This is a genomic window from Bacteroidota bacterium (assembly GCA_040388375.1).
Classification (GTDB): Bacteria; Bacteroidota; Bacteroidia; order UKL13-3; family UKL13-3; genus JAAFJM01.
Genome location: JAZKBU010000002.1, coordinates 13357 through 30920 on the forward strand (window position 1 = coordinate 13357; position 17564 = coordinate 30920).

The window sequence follows — 17564 nt, forward strand, 5'->3', positions numbered from 1 at the left end:
TAAACTTACGTTTATATTGTGTTCCGTTATTTAATTAAATACTGTTATTATTTTATTCGGTAAAAGCTCCCATTGCACTGAATTTTTCAATACGGGTTCTAATTAACTCATCCGATTTTTGCTTACCTAGTTCCGTCAGCATTTTATCGATTTCTGTTTTCATTATCTCATAAGTTTCTGTAGGATTTTCATGGGCACCTCCAAGCGGTTCCGCAATAATACCATCAATTAGTTTATTACCTAACATATCGTTAGCCGTTAGTTTTAATGCATCGGCTGCTTTTTCCTTATGTTCCCAACTACGCCATAAAATAGATGAACAACTTTCCGGAGAAATTACCGAATACCAAGTATTTTCCATCATCATTACTCTATCGCCCACTCCAATACCTAAAGCTCCACCGCTGGCTCCCTCTCCTATTATAATACAAATTACGGGTACTTTCAGTACGCTCATTTCTAATAAATTTTTAGCAATGGCCTCTCCTTGTCCTCTTTCTTCTGCTTCTAATCCTGGTGATGCACCGGGAGTATCAATAAAAGTAATAATAGGTTTATTTAGCTTCTCCGCCAGTTTCATTAATCGAAGTGCCTTGCGGTACCCTTCCGGGTTTGGCATACCGAAATTGCGGTATTGGCGTTGTTTGGTATTGCGTCCTTTTTGATGCCCAACAATCATTACCGTTTTACCATTAATGGAAGCAAAACCACCAATCATCGCTTTATCGTCTTTTACATTTCTATCGCCATGCATTTCTACAAAATTTTCAAAGCAATTTTCAATATAATCAAGTGTATAAGGTCTATCAGGGTGACGGCTAATTTGAACGCGTTGCCATCCGTTTAAGTTTTTGTATAATTCTCTTTTGGTGCTATCAATTTTTTGTTCAAGCTCCTTCATGGAAGCGCTAACATCAATCTTTCCTTTTTCAGAAACTTCTCTAACCTTTCTTAATTGGTCTTCTAAGTCTTGTATTGGTTTTTCAAAATCAAAATGTGCCATGCTGCAATAATACAAAGGCTTCTTTAAGTTTTAATAATAAAATTATATTTGGTTGGGTATAAGCTATGTTTTCATAAAATGTAAAATATTTTTAGCATAGTACTTGACAAAACAAATGATAAGCCTATATTTGCACTCCTTTTAAGAACGAAAATGCTTAAAAGTAAGTTCTAAAATTTTGGTGTGGTAGTTCAGTTGGTTAGAATACCTGCCTGTCACGCAGGGGGTCGCGGGTTCGAGTCCCGTCCGCACCGCATTAGAAATGGTTTCGTAGCTCAATTGAATAGAGCATCTCACTACGGATGAGAAGGTTCAAGGTTTGAATCCTTGCGAGACCACAAACCAGTATCTTAAGAACATTAGAAATAAAAAAAGCCTTGATTTTTCAAGGCTTTTTTTTTGCACTAAAAACACCTCCCCCCACCCACCAAGGGACTTTGGAGGGGACTTTTTTAATATACGAAAAGGGACTTTGTGGCATTATAGTTGTTAACAGGTTTTTCACAACCTAAAAACAATTTTACCATGGACTACCACCTCTATCTATCGAAAAAGCGCACTAATGCACAAAAATTAACCCCTATTTACATTAAAATAACTATTGATAACAATATATATGAACGTTCAACGGGCGTATTTATTGATATTGACCAATGGAATAAGATTTACAAACGAGTAAAGCCATCATATACAGGAGCTGAACAGTTAAACAAAAAACTTAATGATGTTGAAACCAAGCTGCAAGATTTAAAATCAAACAACGCCAATATTAGCGAGGTAGATAATAAGCTAAAGGAGAAAAAAACAAAGCCAAAGCAACCAGTAATTAAAATAGAAACTGTTATCAATGATTATTTAACAAGGCAATCGGAATTAATTGGCCTCAAAGCAGGTATTACAAAAAGCACTTACAGGGGCTATAAAGCTAAGGTTGATAACCTGCGAGAGTTTCTAAAAAACATTAAACGTGTTAATGCATTAATTACCGAACTTGATTATAAATTTGCCGACTTATACCGTACCTGGCTTTATTGCAAAGAGTTTAGTACCGGGCATGTAAACAAGTGCGTTAAATTTGTTAAAACGCTCGTGCGTTTCGCTCAATTTGAATACTCAATAAAAGCAACAAACATATTTTTATTAACACTTAAGGAAGATGCACCTAAACCAATAGTATATTTAACAGGAACAGAATTAAAAGCAATACAAAAACGTGTCTATCACAATCCGCTACATCAAAAAACAGTTGATTTATTTTTACTTCAATGCTTTACCGGGATGGGCTACAGCGATGTAATAAAACTTAACGTTGAAAAATTTATCAGTTTTGATGGTAGGTGGTTTATTGGTTACCAAAGAGTAAAAACAAGTGTAAAAGCTTTAATACCTGTGTTACCAAAAGTAATAAGCATTTTAAATTGTTATGGGGGCAAAGCTCCAGTGCTATCAAATGAAGTTTACAACCGTGTTTTAAAAGAGATTGCAGCCCTTAATAACATAAACAAACGCCTTACCAGCCACGTAGGAAGAAAAACATTTGCATGTATGCTTGTAAGCCGAGGCGCAAGCATGGAAACTACAACAAAAATGCTGGCCAAAACTAATGTAAGAGAAACAGAGAGAATTTATGCAGAAGTTCAATTTGAAAGGGTTTTAAAAGAATTTCCTAAAATTGGGTAAACAAAAAAGCACCGCCAAAATTGGCGGTGCTTCAGTATTAATCATTACCAAAAAGAAAAATTAACTCTTGTTTCACCTTTTCATTTTCAGGATAAATAAGCCGTTCATTTTCGTTAAAAGGCGGTAAGCCGGTTTTATCTTCTCCCATTTGAAAACTTTCATAGTTGAGCCAACTCATAATTACTTTACCGGTGTTTAATGAAATAGCCCTAAATGGTTGCCTTTCTCTATAATCAACCTTATGTAATCCCATCCAAATATCAAGCAATGTGCCTGACCACTTTTTATTTTGTGTTAAAGATTCATCAATCAAAAACGTTTGCCCAACTAGGTATATATAATGGCTTGGCATCCGTTCAAGCAATAACTCAACTCTTAACCTGGTTCCCATCCGGGTATGGCTATATTTCAACTCTAAATCTATCATAATGGCAATAATAAACAAAAAAGCACCGCCAAAATTGGCGATGCTTCAGTATTAGTAAAACTAAGCTTTTTATTGAACTTTATTTGCAGTAAAAATAAATACATTAACAACAGAATTAACAGTTGTTTGATAGCCAAAACTTAACTCTTTTACATCATTTAAATACAGCCCATTATATTTAATACCTCCTAAAGTAGCTGCATTATATCCTGTCATTGTAGAACCGCTTATAACTTGCTCCTGAACATCAAAAACAAAGCCGTTGTTTCCGGCAGCTAGCTTACTGCCAACAACAATAACATTTCCACCTTCTTTAGCAGTAAATGTATTGTTATCTGTTTTTGTAACTATAAAAGTACCTGAATAATCAGCCTTTCCTGATGGTGTTAGGTTGCCCTGGCCATCAGCAGTGTAATACTTAACTTTAAAATCAAATGTTCCAATTACCTGGTCCCGAATGTCGGTTACGGCTTTTGTTGTTTCGTCTTTGCTGCAACTTGTAACGCCAAAAACGGAAGTGCTGGCCAAGGCAATAATTAAATAAATTTTTTTCATGGGGGTGTTTTTTTAGGTTGTGCAATAATAAGAATGGTTTTACTTAAAAACCATGCCACGATTAAATAAAAAAACCGCAATATCACTACTGCGGTTTTTACCATGAACCAACCTAAGTCGGCCCCTGTTAGGGCTACCACACCTTAACAGGCTTCAAATATAGTCTATTTACCTAAATAACTAATCCTGGTATTATCAGTGCTATTTGTTTTTTGAAGCTGCAAAGCCTCCATAACCGTTAACCGTCTTTCAAAATCAAAATTAATTGTATTTTGCTTTTCTATATGGCTAGAAACGATTGTTTTTATTTCGATAAGGTTTTTATTTGCTTGCTCCATTTCTTGCCTTATAAGGGCTATATCTTTGCTGTTAACGGTATTTTGTTTTTCAACATAAGTTACAGCACTAACAATTAATACAATTACCGTAATAACCGTGTTAAATATGGATAAATAGTTTTTGTTTTGCATAGCTTTTAGTAATCAGCAGTTTCAATATTTTCAAAAAATGGATAAAGCAACCCCTCGAAATCATAAACATTTTGCAGGTTAATTTTCGCCATTTTAGCAAAGTCAATAGTATCAAAAGTAACACCCACCTCCATATTTAACAATTCATTATGTTCAATGGTAAAATCTTGTGGAGCTTTTGCCGAAATAGTTTTTTTATCTTTTCCCTTACCTGTTGTTTGCCAAAAACCCAACAAACGACCATTTACAGTAGCTCCGTGTTTTTTAAGCAATACAGCCTTATCTTCTGAATAATCCTCATAGTGCGCAAGTAGTTTTTTAGCTATTTTTTGTATGCGAAACATAGTTCCTGATGAAATATTTTCTTTTTCAAGACCATACAACTTACCACCTCCATTTACTACTACTTGTACGGTTTCCAGATCAAAGCCTTTAAACTGGCGATACACCTCAATTACTTCTGAATATTTTAATTTAACTTCCATTGTGTTTAATTATTTATTTGTTACCCGGCTTTATAAGCCAATATTTTAATTGCATTCCCGTCTTTATCTAATCCGGGCATGGTACAATTGCTAGTTAGTGCTTCCATCGTTACGTTATCCGCAAACTGTATTTTTGCCTGAACGGTACCAAAAGCATCATCAGCAGGTGTTCTAACTTGAACAATTGCGCTGTTAGCTTTCATCATAACCGTTGGTGCTGTTACAGAGCCTAGCAGTAAGTTTTTGGCAATATTTACATTTCCACTATTATCAACACGTAACCGGGAAGTAGCGTTTGTCGTTAAGTCAACACCGGAAGCGGTTAATACTATACCTGCACGTAAAGAACCTGCACCGCTTTGAATTAAGAAAGTATTGTTGGCTGCATTGGTAAATGAGGTATTACCGCCAATCAATGATAATATGGTTGCAGAACCGCCCTCTGTTATAGTTAATACTCTGCCATTAACATCAACAGAAACAAAGTTGCTTCCATCTAATTTTTCAGCCCGAAAAGCATCACCAGCAGCAGAAGCTCTCACATGCAACGCAGCCAATGCAGCTACGTTGGCATTAATAACCAATTTGTCCGTAAATTTATTTTGTCCGCTAAATGTATTAGCTCCTGTCATGGCATTATTACCAGCAAGCGTTGCATAGGCACTTAATAAGCTGGCATCTGCCTTTAAAGCTAATTGAGTATTTACATAGCTAGTTGTAGCCCTGGTTGCAATTTGACCATCAACATAAACAATACTTGCTTTGTCGGCCAAAGCACCATCAACATAGGTAGTACTTGCTTTTGTACCTACCAGATTGGTTAAATTGGTAACAATATTTTCATCATTATTTATTGCAGCTGCCAACTCTGCAATGCTATCTAATGCACCGGGAGGCGCACCGCCATATATTTCAGCTTTCAATGCTGCAAGTGCAGCTGTCATTTGCCCGGTGGTACTATAACTAAGCAATGCAGCTGATATTTGCGAGTTTGTATAAATTTGTGTAGCATAGCCGGTTAAGGCGTTGCTAATGGATGTATCAACATTATCAATTGTGCTGTATGGCTGCAATGCTAAACCAATGGTATCAACCATTGATGTGTTGGTAACATAATTAACGCTTAAGTCGTCAGCAATAAAATTATTTAGGTAGCTGGTAAATCCGGTTTCAATTAAATCATTAACATCGTTTAGGTCTAATCCGTCACCGGTTTGTGGGCCAACAACCCATTTAGAGCCATCCCAAACCATTACATCACCTACGTTGGCCGTTTTAGCCAGTAACCGTTTTTTATATTTACTTGGCAGTTCTTCGCACATTTTTAACTCCTTTCTTTTTAGAAACTTTTTTTGCAGTTTTATTTTTTGATCTAGCAACGCCACTTAAAGAGGTGTTTGCCGGTACTTTTTTTCGTTTAGATATATTGAATTTGGGGCCGATTGCTCCAAATCTGTTTTTGCTTGAATAAGCATAATTATTTACAAACGTATCATCAACTTTGGCAACGTGTAAGTTAACGTAACTATCAAACACAGGCTTATTACCTCCTCTTATCTCACCACTAGTGGTACGCTGAAACAAGCCTAAATATTTTTTTGTGGGATTTGATTTGAAAAGTTTTGTAAACTGAAACTGGTCATAGTCTTGTAGATTGGTGCAGCTGTCAATTAATGCAAAATCATAATCATTGGCTTCGTCACTTATTTTCTGCATTGTTGTTTCAGTGCTATCATCAATTGGAATCTTTTTTTGATTTTCCGGACTAATGTATTCAGTCTTTAGATACTCAATAAATGATGAAGTTTTAAGCATTTCCGTGCAATAAATCTTAACCCTAAAACCTTTATTTGCCATTGCGTTGGCAATAATCCAGGCTAATTGTGTTTTACCTCCGCCCTGGTCACCATCAAGCGTAATAGCACATTCGTGGTTTCCTAGGTCGCCAAGTAAATCACCGATGTCGCCATCCAAACGAAATGTACCACCACTTACGACCTGGTCAAGTGTTTGTACATTATCTGAAGCAACGCCTTTTTGAGTGTCGCTGGCCATGGTAGAAGCAGGTATTTTATCAATATATGTCTTAGCATTTGTAACTGCTAAATCAAATGTTGCAAACGGACTGCCTTTTATTGCCCCAAAGTATTTACCATCTTTATAAATAGACCAACCAAAGGTATTTCTTAGTGTATTATGATGTGCGGTTATCTCATAGCCTTTATATGAAACTTGCTTATTTGTTTTGCGTGCTAAAGGAGGCGTGTCCCTTAATTCAGTAACGCTATCATTGGCGTTGCTGCCAGGTTCTAAACCTGAAAGGTTAGTTTGTTTGTTTAAAATAAAGTCAGCTGCCTTTTGAGCATAATTGGCAGCTTTAAAAAAGTATGTTTTATCATTACCAATGAACTTAACCAATCCATTAGCCCAGCCTTTAGCATAAGCGGCTGAATGTTGAACGGTTTTGTGTAAGATACCGGCTTCACCACACAAATAACATGCTCCAAGCTCTGCAACCAATTCTTCCCAGCTGTATTGTTTATCGGCAAAACGCTGACTGTTTTTTCTAAAGCTATCAGTACCGCAACGTTTATCGTTTTTGGTACTATGTACAAGCTCATGAAAAAAGGTTGAATAATACCGGTCTTTAACCTTAAAGTTTTCTATTTTTGGCATTTTAACAATGTCCTGTGATGGAGAGTAAGAAGCTTCATTGCCACCAAATTTAATTTTTGGTTTTTGGGGCATGTTGTTTATTATGGCCTCTGCACTTTCAATACGGTCAACTGGTTTGGCTGGCTTGTTATCAGGTTTATTATATTCTATACCGTCCGTATCAGCCACATTGTAAACACCGTATAGTTTTAAAAAACTGATTAGTTTTTCTTCTGTTTCCGGCTCTTTAGATTCTTTACCTGGCTGAACATCGGTTGTTATGAATTTACCGTAATACGTAACATAATAAGGCTTTGCACCTTTTATTAAAGTACCGCCTTTTTCCGTTATTTGTTTGCTGGTTAAAAAATATGGGATGCTGTGGTTTCTTTCGTCCATTTCAGCTAATAAGCTCCAAAAATTAACACCTCTGTAAGCTCTTTTACTACCGAAATTTTGAGGCATTACGGCACTACCTTTGTCCATGCTCCAAGGTTGTTCCCAGGGAATAACACCTTTGTTAATTTGCTTTATAATGATTCGATTGATAACATCGTAAGGGTTCTTTGCTTTGCCCTCTATACCGGCTAAGTTATTACCCGTACTATCAATAATACCTAAAGATTTGGCTTCTGCTAAAGTGTATTGTTCAACACCACATAATAGGCCATCTAAGCTAGTTGGTTTATCTTTTTTTTTTACTGTTGGCTTACCTAATTTACCAAGTGTAACTGATTTAACCTTTGGCGCTTTTACAACAGCATTCAGTTTGTTGAATAACTCTTTGTTTATTTGAAAATTTTTAATTTGAATAGTGTTACTGCCATCAAGCTTGAATATACCCAAACTTAGCTTTGCCTCCATTTCTTTGAGCAACTGGAAGTGTTGGTTTTTATTACCACGTTTAACCAGGGCGGTTATTTTATTGAGGTAATAATTTAATTGGCTTGTTTTAACAAATTTACCTTGTAAAGAATGAAGTCCTTTTATCAACGTTAATTCAGGAGTAATAACCGTTTTAATTCTTCCGGCTTTTGACTTTCTGACAACTGTTTTAGTAACGGTTTTAACTACTTTTTTGATTTTAGTTTTAGGGCGTAATGCCTTTTTTATACCGGCTTCAAAAGCTTCATTGGCAGCTGCTCTTTCTTGTTCGCTATATTCTTCAGTATCGCTCATATTGGCGTTGTTTGGTTTTTCTTTGTATGCCTCGTTGTTAAAATCAGTAGCTTCATAATAGTATTCAGTTAATCCATTTGGGTAACCGCTTACCAAGAAATTAATATCGTCAATGATTTGGCTTTCGTCTTTGTTTTCATAGCCCTGTACATGGCCTTGCACTTCTAAGGCCAACTGGTCAACCTTTGTTCCGTTGGTTTTTATCCATCTTAAGTTAAAAGCTTGTGAACCTCTTTTGCGTAGGTTACTATCGAAAAACCTGTCAAAGCTTTCAGGGCTAAACTTCACACCATCTAAATACAAAGCCAAATGGTCCAGGTTTGTAACCGGTACAAAATTTTTGCGTATTTCTTTGGCTTCTTTTGTTGCAAAACCAATTGTTCCGCCCTTACCTAATGCTATATTATGTGGTGCTTTCCGTGTCATTATCCTAGTATTTCATATCGTCAAAAATGCCTTTGTTATCTTCCGCAACCGTTGCGGCCTTTTGACTATGCTCAACTATTTGCGCTTTCATTGCCTGCCATTGCTCCGGGCTATAAATGCGTTCCAGTTCAGCTTCTAATTTGTTTTTTAACTCGTTTAGAACGGTAATTTTTGGTGCTTGAATATTAACACCGCCTAAAACACCGCTATACAAGCCAACTAATTGGCTTAAATCTTCATCGTTATTGATGGTTACTTGTATGTTTATTTGTCCTTTCATGAGTATATAGTTGTTAGTTGTTGGAAACATGCATCGCTGCAAGCAATTTTATTTGTGTTAAGCTCTTTTTTGCGCATATGTACTTTTTCATTACACCAAGCACATTTTCCTTTTATTATAGGGTTGGTTTTTGCCTCTTGAATTTCGTAATGAATAGTTATAGCTAATTGGCTGGCTCTATTGTATAATTCATATATGAAAAATATAAATCTCATTACATGAACATATAAAAGAACCAAATATTGAACACTACTATGGCTATTATAATTGCCAGGCAGCGTTTCATATATGGCAATGTTACTTGTGCGTAAATAGCCTTTTCATTCTCGGTAAGGTGGTAATTTTCTTTAATGAATAAATAGTTGCTTCCAAGATTTGAAAGCCTCTTAAATGCCAAAAAAAACATTACCGCACTTACTACTAATTCTATTATAAAAATGGTTAGCATCTGTTTATTTTTTATCGTTTAAAGCTCCATCAATGGCAGATGCTATTACTACACCAACTAAAATGTTAGCCGCATCGTTTTTAGTGTCTAACATTTTACCGGCATAATAACCAAGTGTTGCACCTACCATAATGGTTAAAAATCTATCCATCACTTTATTTTAAAATATATGCTTCCTGATATGCTAGGCTGTGGTAACAGTAAATTGCTACTAATGCCTATAATGTATTTATTCTTCCGGTTGTACATAATGCCCGGTGCAAATGTTTGTGTACCTATAGCAGCACCTACAAAAAAGGCGTTGCCCGCAGGCTCTTTTAATACTGTAGTTTCTTTAATAATACTATCAGCTCTTAAAATCTTATACGTTATATGGCGCCCTTTAATTTGATTTTGCTCTATGGTATCAGCTATTAACAAAAACAATTCATTATTTAGTGTGCTACTGTCAATAGCTATATAACCGGTAAACCACTGTTTAATGATGGCTTGCGTATCAATATAAATTGGAATAATAACCGGGTAACTATCTACCCTGGTAACCGGGTAAGGTCTGTCAATGTATTTTGGCACTGAATCATATTGCAATTCAATAGATTTGGTGTGGCTAAGAGTATCGCTCGTATTGGCGTTACTACTATTGGCCAGTTTATACCCTGCCAAATAACCACCGGCAATACTAAAAAGTAAAAGCAATAAAATAAGTATGCCTGAATGTGTGTTTTTGTTATTTTCCGCCATTGTAGTAGTTATTATCATTATTTTTAGCATCAGCACTTTTAAGAAATCCAATAGCCGTTAAAACACCAACTATTAGCACTATGAATGCACCAGCCTGTTCAATATTTATTTTTCCTGTTAAAAACATTATCAATGCAGCTACTATGAACAGTAGTATTAAGTAGCCAATAATGTTAGTACGCCAGTTTCTTTTGCTTTTCATCATTGTTGGTATTGATTAAATATATTGTAAAAAAAAAAGCAGCAAGACCAACTACGCTTACACCGGTTTTAACTGCTACATCTTTAAAATCTAGTTTTTTTAACCTGGATAGCCAGCTTGTTAAAAATTGTGCTTGGTTTGCAACTGTAGCAGCTCTTTTTCTGTAATGAGCTTCCCTGGCTGCATTATACAAATCGAAAAACTTTTTCGGGTCAACACTATTAAGGTTGTTTAGTGTTACAAGGCCAAAGGTTCCGGTTATTGGCATCTTTGAACCAAACCCAAAATCATTGGCCAGTATCTTTTGAACAAGCTTGGTTGCATCATTAGTGTCAACACCTAAAGCATGGTCATAAATAGTAGTAGCCACGCTTTCATTTTTAATACTTTCGGCTTTAACCGGTACATAAAAATTGGCAAAGTAAAAGTCCTTTATTAATACTTCTAAAGCAGCACTTGGTACTTTTTCATTGTTTTTAAGTGGGCGGTTTACCTGTTTTTTATAGGCGTCAATGATTGCCCAGCCTTGCCATTTTGGCCACCAAACACGGGAAATACCCCTGTAGGTTTCACCGCCTGTATCTCCCGGAGTATTGGCGTAGTTACCCTCATTGCCTTTTGCAAAGGTGGTTATTCGTTCAAAACGTGCCGTGCTCATATTATGCTACTCTTACTGTAAATCGTGGCTCGTATTTGTCAACCTCCAGCGCTTTTAATGCCGGTATTGAAGATTTTAATATATCAGGTTCACGCACCCAGTATTCAGCTTTATTGCTTAAAAGGGCTATCTTAAATAGTTGAACGCTAAATGGCTTGCCTCCATTAATGTAGGTATGCAATACAGAATCTAAGAAAACAACCGGTGCCAGGTTAGCACCTTTTGAAAACCGAATATCATTTTTGCCGGTTCCATAATTAAGGCGGTCTTTAAGGCCAAAAACGTCATTATTGGCGTTGTTGATTTTTATTTGAGTTACACCTTTTACCAATCCTTTAGGTGCCGCTACTGGTTGCTGCACACTCGTTTTGTTGTTATTTTGTTGGCGGGCTTTAACATTCAGGTTAATTAAAAACTGTTCAAATTGGGATGGAAATAAAATGCCCCGTATATCTTCTTCCAAATTGTCGCCTTTATTCAGCAGTGAATAAGCATCAACCACTTTTTTCCAGTCGGTTACTGTTTTGGCTAGTTCCAATATTTTATCACGTTGAGGAAATCCAAACCACTTGTCACCTATAAGAGCCTTAAACTGGCTTGCAAGTCGTGTGTTATCATCACCCTGAATATTACCGGCTGCATCTTGGGCGCTTTTTTCTTGTTTATTTTTGGTATAAAAATAATAACTACCGCCTGCTACTGCTATAATAACCGCAAATAACAACGGGCTAAAGCCTCCGCTTTTGGTATTTGCTCCGGGTGTTTGCAATACAATTGTTTTTGTTTCCATAATTAAAACCCAATCATCTTTTTTAAACTGAAACCTTCGCCACCGAATGCACCCTCTATCAGGGCTTTGCTATCCATTACTTTGGCGTTAAAATCTTTTACCTTTTCGGGTGTATCTGCTTTGCTGGCTATGCCTGCAAACAGTTCTAAAACATTATCATCCATAACGTCTGATATTGTTTGTAATTTCTTTTGCTTTATTTCGGCTAAAACGCCTAAGCTTTTGCCTGTTTCTATTTCAACTTTCATATTATGCCGGTTGTGCTTGTTTGCGTTCTAAATGTTTTTTCATGATGTCAAGTGCAGCTGCTAATGAGCCAGGCACTTTTAAAATTAAAACCAACAATTCGTGTATGTTAACAAGTTCACTTTCTGGAAGTGCTGCAAACATTTGATACGCTTCATTTATTGATTGGTTATACTCCGGGTTGGCTAATAATGGGTGTGTGGCTATTGCTGGTGCGCCAGTGTTATTACCCGGAGCTGCACCACCTAAAAGAGGGCCTATCATTCCTTCAATAGGAACATCAAACTTTTTAGCCAGTGCAAGGCCAATAAGCATACCTATTTTATCGTTTTTCAGGGCCTTGTCTGCAATTTCTCCGGCTTTGTCAAAAAAGCCATTTAATCCACTTTTTTGAGTAAGAGAATGTTCTTTTGTCAACATTTCTTTCTCGTACATATGCTTTGTTTCAACGGTTTTATGGTCTATTTGCAATAACCCATAATCTTTGTTTAGTTTGACAAATTCCAAATCCAACGCATCATACTTTTTTTTGAGTTCGGCTTTATCTGCCTCTAAATCTGCAATTCTCTTATTTAAGTAGGTTAACTCATGTGAATTGGCCGTTTGTGGATAGCCCCATTGTGGCGTTGGTTGATCTCTATGGTTTGGAATTGTGCCAGGAAACAACGTTGGTTGTGGCGCTACTTCAGTTCCGATACCGGCCAATGATAATCCTTGCATTTCTGCATAAGCCTGGCATACATCATTAACAAACCTTTTGTTGATGTGCATGATAGAAGCAATTTCATTTTGTGACTTATAGCCTTTAAAATGAAGCTCTATAATTTTTTCCTTTTGTTCTTTAGTTAGTGCCATTGCAGTTACATTTACATTCCAAATAGTTGGGGTTTGGAACAATGAGTGTTTTAACAATTCTTAACATCATGGTAGTATCTGATGTCTGTTCATCAAATGTTACGGGTAAAAATTGGTCATCTAAAAAAGGCAAGTCGCAGCCTGATGAAATACAACAGTCTTCGTCAGAATCCTTTAGCTTATCAGTATCGCCAATAACAACAGGTGTAGGTGTAAGCAATACCGCATTAATTCGCAGTACATGCTTAAGCGGTATTTTATCATTTTTGGTAACGACCAAAGTTTCACGCCTTACGCCAATAAATTCACGGGTATTACTATTACAACCACACATGTTATTTTCTGTATTTAAAAACTACTTGAACTTTTATTGGGTTAGCAGCCACGGCTACGGTTGGTGTTAGGTACACTTTGCTTTTCTTTGTGCCTGGAACAACAAATTCAATAGGCAAAAACCTATTGTCTAATGGTGTTTGTTCTGTTGTTGCTAAAAATTTCTTGCTAACACTGTCAATAGTTGATGTGCCTAATTCGGCTTCCAGCTTAAAATTCCAATGCTTATCGTCTTGATTGGCTGTTTCTACCAAGCCCATAGCAAATACACGTAAGCCGTCTTCCGATTCGTGTTCAAAATCAAAAGAAATTGCTACTCCTGAAGGAGCATTAGCAGGGATTGTAAAATCCATTGCTTTCATTAATGGTAATGTTGCCATCTGTTAATTGATTAAAGGTTTAACAAAAAGGGCTGCACATAGCAGCCCTTTAAAGTTCTATGTTATTTGTTTACGGATTAATTAGTTATTAGTTATTCTCAATAACCAAAGTGTAACCGATGTAGGTAAACTCTGTAGCATAAGCCACAGCATTAGCACCGGCAGCGGTATTAGGAAGCGTAACGCCATTTGGCAAGTAAAGAATAGGTTTTAAAGCCTTTCCTTTTTTTACCAATATTAAGCCGTTAGGAACCGGTATTGAATCAGCTGCACTGGCTTCGATGCTGTCTTTACGGTTATTGGACTGGAAGTAGTTTTTATAACCAAAACTGAATTGACGGTTTTCGTTAATTTTTAACTCGTATTCAGCACTAGTAACTTCACTTGGTGTTACTAAAGTTTGGGCAGCTCCTGGAGCTTGTAACAAATTGGTATATTCTGCTACTTTTAATTTTGTAGTGCTACGTAAATCAGTTACACCTGGTGTAGTGTTTGGCATTGGGATTACTGCAACTCTTGAACGAGTGGCAACCATGACAAAATCATCCGCTAACTTCATACCTTTTTCAAGGTTGGTTACACCGTATTCTTTCTCTACGTTAACATCATACGCTCCGACACCAGTATCGGCACCTGTATTGGCCAAATATGCTCTATGATACTTTTCATCATATATAGCGTTTAATTGGCCTGATTTTGCCGCAGCTCTTTGTTCTGAAGTTAAAATTCCACTTCCACCGGCTGCTAAACTTTTGTTGTCGGCTGCTATAATTCTAGCTAATACTTCCGACCCTGATAAAATTGCTGTGTTCATTTTTATTTATTGATTAAATTTTTGACTTTTTGAATTGGGTTTTTATAAAGCTTCTACCAAAAAAAATTAAGCTACTTTTACATTATCGGAGTAACCGGCTACGGTTACACGCTCATTTTCCAGTTGTCCATAAGAACCATAATCACCTACTCCAACGGTTTCGTATGTTTGTTCGATTGCAGCGCCTAAATCAGCGTTATGGTCGTAAACATCCATACCGTTCATATTCCATGCTATTGGTTCAGGTTCGCCCATATCGCCCAGGTTAGGGAAAATGTTACGCAATACTTTTTGCGCTCCCTCTGGCAACTGAAATGCTGCCAAGCCACTGGTTCCAATTACAGGCACTTGTGAGAAAAGAGAATTGGCCAATTTGTTAATGCCATATACAGCGCTACCGATTGACAAATTTTTAACGTGTTCGTTTTGTACTTTCACAAAAGTGATGGCACTGATTAAAATAAGTGCAAGGCTGGCCATTGCTCCTTTTAACCCGGTTGTCCAATCTTTTGGAGCTACTCTTGTGAATACTTGATGTCCGGCTACAAAGCCGGTTGTTGCTTCTAAGGCTAAAAGCCCTACTTTTTTAAGGGAGGCAGCATTGATGCCGCTCATCATCCCTTTTGTGTTTGCTACTGCTGTTGTCATGATGTTTGATTTATTGATTTTTAAATTTCGAATTTTGCTATTGTTTTGCCTTTTGATGGCTTGTTTAGGCCCTGTAAATTGGCTGGCTTTTGCGGCTTATTGCCGGAGCTTGCAATTGCCAATCCACCTAAAACTAATACAGCTACAGCTGCAACCACTATCATTGTGGTGTTGTTCTCTTTGGAGTAGCTTACCGTTGGAACTGGCGTTGCTGGGTTATTATTTGGCGCTGGTGTAACTGTACCCGGTGGGTAAGTTGTTCCAGGGCCAACTTGTGGCGTGTTGTTAGATGGTGGTAAAAATGGTGCAGTTATTTTTTTTACATCATCAACTCCATCGCTTACCTTTTTAACCGTGTCGGTTACTTTAGTAATGGCATCGGTTACTTTTACAATTATTGGTGTAGCAGTGGCTAGTAATGTAGCAGCTGTAATAGCTTCACCCAAACTACCCATAGACATAACCGCTGATTTTGTAATACTTGGAATTGCCTGTTTTACTGTTGTTGGCCCAGCATTTACAGCCGGTTTCATTTGGGTTTGTTTTGTTCCGGTAGGTTCTTCGCCAACGATTTTTTTAACCGTTACTTTAGCACCTCCGGCAGGATTAACAACTGTCTTAACAATAACTTCTTTCATTACCCACGCTGGCATTAACTCCAGTTTTGGCGTTGGGTTGTGGTCTTTGTTATATTGGGTTGCATCTGCATTGTACTTGTTAACCCTTGCAGCTGCATTTTCTTGGCTTACCACTTTTAATAAAGCTTCTGTTGGTTTAACCGGTGGCGGTGGTGGTGCAGATATGGTTTCAACTGCTGGCGAAGCCGGTGCATCAGTGGTGGTTACTTTATTTCTGCCACTACCGGTGTTGATGGATGCAAGCAGGTCGCCCCAATCGCCACCAACAAAAGTACCTGTCCAAACATCTTTAATTTTATTGTCTTCGCCACGGTCACGCATTCCCTGCATGTCAGATGCCCAACCACGGAAATTAATGGCTACAAGGCCACGAAAAGCACTACGGGCTGCAATCATTATGGGGTTATACTTTTGCAGCATGCCTACTGTCCATACAGCTGCATTTTTCAAGCCTTCGCCAATAGCACGGCCAGCATCGCCAATTACGCTGATGCTTTTATCAACAGCATCAACGGTGAAACCGTAAGCATTTTTGGCTATATCACCAACGCTTTTAGCCAAATCACCAGCTGTATCACCTAACCAATCGGTAAAATCAGAACCAAACCAACCTAAACTTCCTAACCTAACACTGTTGTTAGTAGGCCAGCTTTGAGTAATATCAACGTAACCGGAAATGCCACTTAAAGCCGCATTTCTCGCACGTACATTCATAGCTTGTGTATTTTCAATTTTACCTTTGTACTTAGCTAAAACCGCTTTAAACGATACAGGATTATTCCAACCGGCAAGCAATTCTTTTATAAAGTTTTTATACGTTTCTACATTGTAAATGCTGGCAATAGTTTCAGGTTGCGTTTCTGCTACCTTTAAGTTTTCAACTAGCATTAAACGTATTGGCTCAATAACCACCCTGGTCATTGCGTTTAATTCAGCTGCGTTATACGGGCGTATTTGCTTTTTAGGCTTACCTCCGGTTTGTGGGCTTAATTTAACAGGTGGGCTGTCAACCTTGCGAACTGGTGGAGCGCAGTTTGTGCAAGGTTGGTTTATGACAGCCGATTTTGTTACTATGGGAGGAACAAATGTTGTGGATGGTTGGTTTGATACTGGTTGTGTATCAACTTTAGTTAAATAGTTTGAGGGAACAAATACGGTTCCTATAGGTTTTTTTACCAATATACCTGAAACTACTTTTCCCTTGTCAGTTGTGCTTTCAATACGGCCCGTTATAATTTCACCGTTCTTTACAACAGCTTTACCAGTGGTTTTATCGCCTAAATCAAGCCCGGTATATTTGTATGTTAACACAGGTTGAATTGTTGTAACCGGTTGGTTAACCGGTTTAGCTACTGGTGTAACCACTACAGCCGATTTTGTAACCGCTGGCATAACCACCGCTGTAGTTGTTTTAGCCGGTACTATCATTGGAAGTACAGGAGCTTGACCAACTAACTTTTTAGCAGCATTGGTAATAACATTATTTAACACCGTTTGAGCTGGCATTACTGGTTGGCCTTTTTGTATCTGTACACTAACATTGTTAACAGCTGCCAATACTTCGCCTAATAATCCATCAAGTGGAATATGCATACTATTGTTTGCGGTTAAAGGCTCAATGCCATTTAAATATATTGTATTTCCGGCCATG

At 37.4% G+C, this 17564-nt stretch carries 22 protein-coding genes and 2 tRNA genes; 3 read left to right on the forward strand and 21 right to left on the reverse strand.

Annotated features, from left to right (window positions below; translation table 11 throughout):
- Positions 1–52: 52 nt before the first annotated feature.
- Positions 53–1003 carry an acetyl-CoA carboxylase carboxyltransferase subunit alpha gene (locus tag V4538_02285; protein MES2379841.1) on the reverse strand — a complete coding sequence of 317 codons (951 nt, stop codon included), beginning with the start codon at positions 1001–1003 and terminating at the stop codon, positions 53–55.
- 180 nt (positions 1004–1183) lie between these two features.
- Between V4538_02285 and V4538_02290 the strand changes: the two genes are divergently transcribed.
- The 3 genes from V4538_02290 to V4538_02300 all read left to right on the forward strand — a co-directional run bounded on the left by V4538_02290 (position 1184) and on the right by V4538_02300 (position 2683).
- Positions 1184–1257, forward strand: a tRNA-Asp gene (locus tag V4538_02290).
- Between the two features lie 10 nt (positions 1258–1267).
- Positions 1268–1341 (forward strand) — tRNA-Arg (locus tag V4538_02295).
- A gap of 187 nt (positions 1342–1528) precedes the next feature.
- Positions 1529–2683, forward strand: a complete 1155-nt coding sequence (locus tag V4538_02300; protein ID MES2379842.1) for a site-specific integrase — start codon at positions 1529–1531, stop codon at positions 2681–2683.
- A 37-nt stretch (positions 2684–2720) separates the two neighbouring features.
- On the opposite strand, the gene V4538_02305 is transcribed toward V4538_02300, so the two are convergent.
- The 20 genes from V4538_02305 to V4538_02400 form a co-directional block, all read right to left on the reverse strand.
- Entirely contained in the window at positions 2721–3110 is a 390-nt protein-coding gene (locus V4538_02305) for a hypothetical protein (GenBank protein ID MES2379843.1), read from the reverse strand.
- Between the two features lie 69 nt (positions 3111–3179).
- On the reverse strand, positions 3180–3665 hold the full coding sequence (locus V4538_02310) for a hypothetical protein (protein MES2379844.1): 486 nt from the start codon (positions 3663–3665) through the stop codon (positions 3180–3182).
- 164 nt (positions 3666–3829) lie between these two features.
- Positions 3830–4135 carry a hypothetical protein gene (locus V4538_02315; GenBank protein MES2379845.1) on the reverse strand — a complete coding sequence of 102 codons (306 nt, stop codon included), beginning with the start codon at positions 4133–4135 and terminating at the stop codon, positions 3830–3832.
- Positions 4136–4140: 5 nt separating this feature from the next.
- Complete coding sequence (locus V4538_02320) at positions 4141–4620, reverse strand: hypothetical protein (protein MES2379846.1); 480 nt, start codon at positions 4618–4620, stop codon at positions 4141–4143.
- A gap of 20 nt (positions 4621–4640) precedes the next feature.
- Positions 4641–5942: a hypothetical protein gene (locus V4538_02325; protein ID MES2379847.1), complete on the reverse strand. Its 1302-nt coding sequence runs from the start codon at positions 5940–5942 to the stop codon at positions 4641–4643.
- Complete coding sequence (locus tag V4538_02330) at positions 5920–8880, reverse strand: zincin-like metallopeptidase domain-containing protein (GenBank protein ID MES2379848.1); 2961 nt, start codon at positions 8878–8880, stop codon at positions 5920–5922. Before V4538_02330 ends, V4538_02325 begins: the two co-directional genes overlap by 23 nt.
- A 4-nt stretch (positions 8881–8884) precedes the next feature.
- Positions 8885–9160 carry a hypothetical protein gene (locus V4538_02335; protein ID MES2379849.1) on the reverse strand — a complete coding sequence of 92 codons (276 nt, stop codon included), beginning with the start codon at positions 9158–9160 and terminating at the stop codon, positions 8885–8887.
- 214 nt (positions 9161–9374) lie between these two features.
- Positions 9375–9608, reverse strand: coding sequence for a hypothetical protein (locus V4538_02340; protein MES2379850.1), 234 nt, complete (start codon positions 9606–9608; stop codon positions 9375–9377).
- Between the two features lie 4 nt (positions 9609–9612).
- Complete coding sequence (locus tag V4538_02345; protein MES2379851.1) at positions 9613–9759, reverse strand: hypothetical protein; 147 nt, start codon at positions 9757–9759, stop codon at positions 9613–9615.
- Complete coding sequence (locus V4538_02350) at positions 9759–10349, reverse strand: hypothetical protein (GenBank protein ID MES2379852.1); 591 nt, start codon at positions 10347–10349, stop codon at positions 9759–9761. The genes V4538_02345 and V4538_02350 overlap by 1 nt, the downstream gene beginning before the upstream one ends.
- The gene (locus tag V4538_02355) at positions 10336–10554 is read right to left on the reverse strand and encodes a hypothetical protein (GenBank protein ID MES2379853.1); all 219 of its coding nucleotides are present in this window, start codon (positions 10552–10554) and stop codon (positions 10336–10338) included. Before V4538_02355 ends, V4538_02350 begins: the two co-directional genes overlap by 14 nt.
- Complete coding sequence (locus V4538_02360) at positions 10523–11209, reverse strand: glycosyl hydrolase 108 family protein (GenBank protein ID MES2379854.1); 687 nt, start codon at positions 11207–11209, stop codon at positions 10523–10525. The genes V4538_02355 and V4538_02360 overlap by 32 nt, the downstream gene beginning before the upstream one ends.
- Position 11210: 1 nt before the next feature.
- Complete coding sequence (locus V4538_02365; protein MES2379855.1) at positions 11211–11999, reverse strand: hypothetical protein; 789 nt, start codon at positions 11997–11999, stop codon at positions 11211–11213.
- 2 nt (positions 12000–12001) lie between these two features.
- Positions 12002–12247 carry a hypothetical protein gene (locus V4538_02370; protein ID MES2379856.1) on the reverse strand — a complete coding sequence of 82 codons (246 nt, stop codon included), beginning with the start codon at positions 12245–12247 and terminating at the stop codon, positions 12002–12004.
- Between the two features lies 1 nt (position 12248).
- The gene (locus V4538_02375) at positions 12249–13100 is read right to left on the reverse strand and encodes a hypothetical protein (protein MES2379857.1); all 852 of its coding nucleotides are present in this window, start codon (positions 13098–13100) and stop codon (positions 12249–12251) included.
- Positions 13087–13434 carry a hypothetical protein gene (locus V4538_02380; protein MES2379858.1) on the reverse strand — a complete coding sequence of 116 codons (348 nt, stop codon included), beginning with the start codon at positions 13432–13434 and terminating at the stop codon, positions 13087–13089. Before V4538_02380 ends, V4538_02375 begins: the two co-directional genes overlap by 14 nt.
- Before the next feature lies 1 nt (position 13435).
- On the reverse strand, positions 13436–13813 hold the full coding sequence (locus V4538_02385) for a hypothetical protein (protein ID MES2379859.1): 378 nt from the start codon (positions 13811–13813) through the stop codon (positions 13436–13438).
- 88 nt (positions 13814–13901) lie between these two features.
- Positions 13902–14627, reverse strand: coding sequence for a hypothetical protein (locus V4538_02390; GenBank protein ID MES2379860.1), 726 nt, complete (start codon positions 14625–14627; stop codon positions 13902–13904).
- Between the two features lie 66 nt (positions 14628–14693).
- Positions 14694–15275, reverse strand: a complete 582-nt coding sequence (locus V4538_02395; protein MES2379861.1) for a hypothetical protein — start codon at positions 15273–15275, stop codon at positions 14694–14696.
- Between the two features lie 20 nt (positions 15276–15295).
- Positions 15296–17563 (reverse strand): hypothetical protein, encoded by a 2268-nt coding sequence (locus V4538_02400; protein MES2379862.1) that lies wholly within the window; start codon positions 17561–17563, stop codon positions 15296–15298.
- Position 17564 lies beyond the last annotated feature (1 nt).

Bases quoted from the DNA above. Each gene is read 5' to 3' on its own strand.
- V4538_02340 (MES2379850.1), bottom strand. From the start codon at position 9,608: ATGCTAACCATTTTTATAATAGAATTAGTAGTAAGTGCGGTAATGTTT.
- V4538_02315 (MES2379845.1), bottom strand. From the start codon at position 4,135: ATGCAAAACAAAAACTATTTATCCATATTTAACACGGTTATTACGGTA.
- V4538_02345 (MES2379851.1), bottom strand. From the start codon at position 9,759: ATGGATAGATTTTTAACCATTATGGTAGGTGCAACACTTGGTTATTAT.
- V4538_02370 (MES2379856.1), bottom strand. From the start codon at position 12,247: ATGAAAGTTGAAATAGAAACAGGCAAAAGCTTAGGCGTTTTAGCCGAA.
- V4538_02355 (MES2379853.1), bottom strand. From the start codon at position 10,554: ATGATGAAAAGCAAAAGAAACTGGCGTACTAACATTATTGGCTACTTA.
- V4538_02380 (MES2379858.1), bottom strand. From the start codon at position 13,434: ATGTGTGGTTGTAATAGTAATACCCGTGAATTTATTGGCGTAAGGCGT.
- V4538_02305 (MES2379843.1), bottom strand. From the start codon at position 3,110: ATGATAGATTTAGAGTTGAAATATAGCCATACCCGGATGGGAACCAGG.
- V4538_02390 (MES2379860.1), bottom strand. From the start codon at position 14,627: ATGAACACAGCAATTTTATCAGGGTCGGAAGTATTAGCTAGAATTATA.
- V4538_02335 (MES2379849.1), bottom strand. From the start codon at position 9,160: ATGAAAGGACAAATAAACATACAAGTAACCATCAATAACGATGAAGAT.
- V4538_02365 (MES2379855.1), bottom strand. From the start codon at position 11,999: ATGGAAACAAAAACAATTGTATTGCAAACACCCGGAGCAAATACCAAA.
- V4538_02320 (MES2379846.1), bottom strand. From the start codon at position 4,620: ATGGAAGTTAAATTAAAATATTCAGAAGTAATTGAGGTGTATCGCCAG.
- V4538_02300 (MES2379842.1), top strand. From the start codon at position 1,529: ATGGACTACCACCTCTATCTATCGAAAAAGCGCACTAATGCACAAAAA.
- V4538_02350 (MES2379852.1), bottom strand. From the start codon at position 10,349: ATGGCGGAAAATAACAAAAACACACATTCAGGCATACTTATTTTATTG.
- V4538_02375 (MES2379857.1), bottom strand. From the start codon at position 13,100: ATGGCACTAACTAAAGAACAAAAGGAAAAAATTATAGAGCTTCATTTT.
- V4538_02285 (MES2379841.1), bottom strand. From the start codon at position 1,003: ATGGCACATTTTGATTTTGAAAAACCAATACAAGACTTAGAAGACCAA.
- V4538_02385 (MES2379859.1), bottom strand. From the start codon at position 13,813: ATGGCAACATTACCATTAATGAAAGCAATGGATTTTACAATCCCTGCT.
- V4538_02400 (MES2379862.1), bottom strand. From the start codon at position 17,563: ATGGCCGGAAATACAATATATTTAAATGGCATTGAGCCTTTAACCGCA.
- V4538_02310 (MES2379844.1), bottom strand. From the start codon at position 3,665: ATGAAAAAAATTTATTTAATTATTGCCTTGGCCAGCACTTCCGTTTTT.
- V4538_02395 (MES2379861.1), bottom strand. From the start codon at position 15,275: ATGACAACAGCAGTAGCAAACACAAAAGGGATGATGAGCGGCATCAAT.
- V4538_02360 (MES2379854.1), bottom strand. From the start codon at position 11,209: ATGAGCACGGCACGTTTTGAACGAATAACCACCTTTGCAAAAGGCAAT.
- V4538_02330 (MES2379848.1), bottom strand. From the start codon at position 8,880: ATGACACGGAAAGCACCACATAATATAGCATTAGGTAAGGGCGGAACA.
- V4538_02325 (MES2379847.1), bottom strand. From the start codon at position 5,942: ATGTGCGAAGAACTGCCAAGTAAATATAAAAAACGGTTACTGGCTAAA.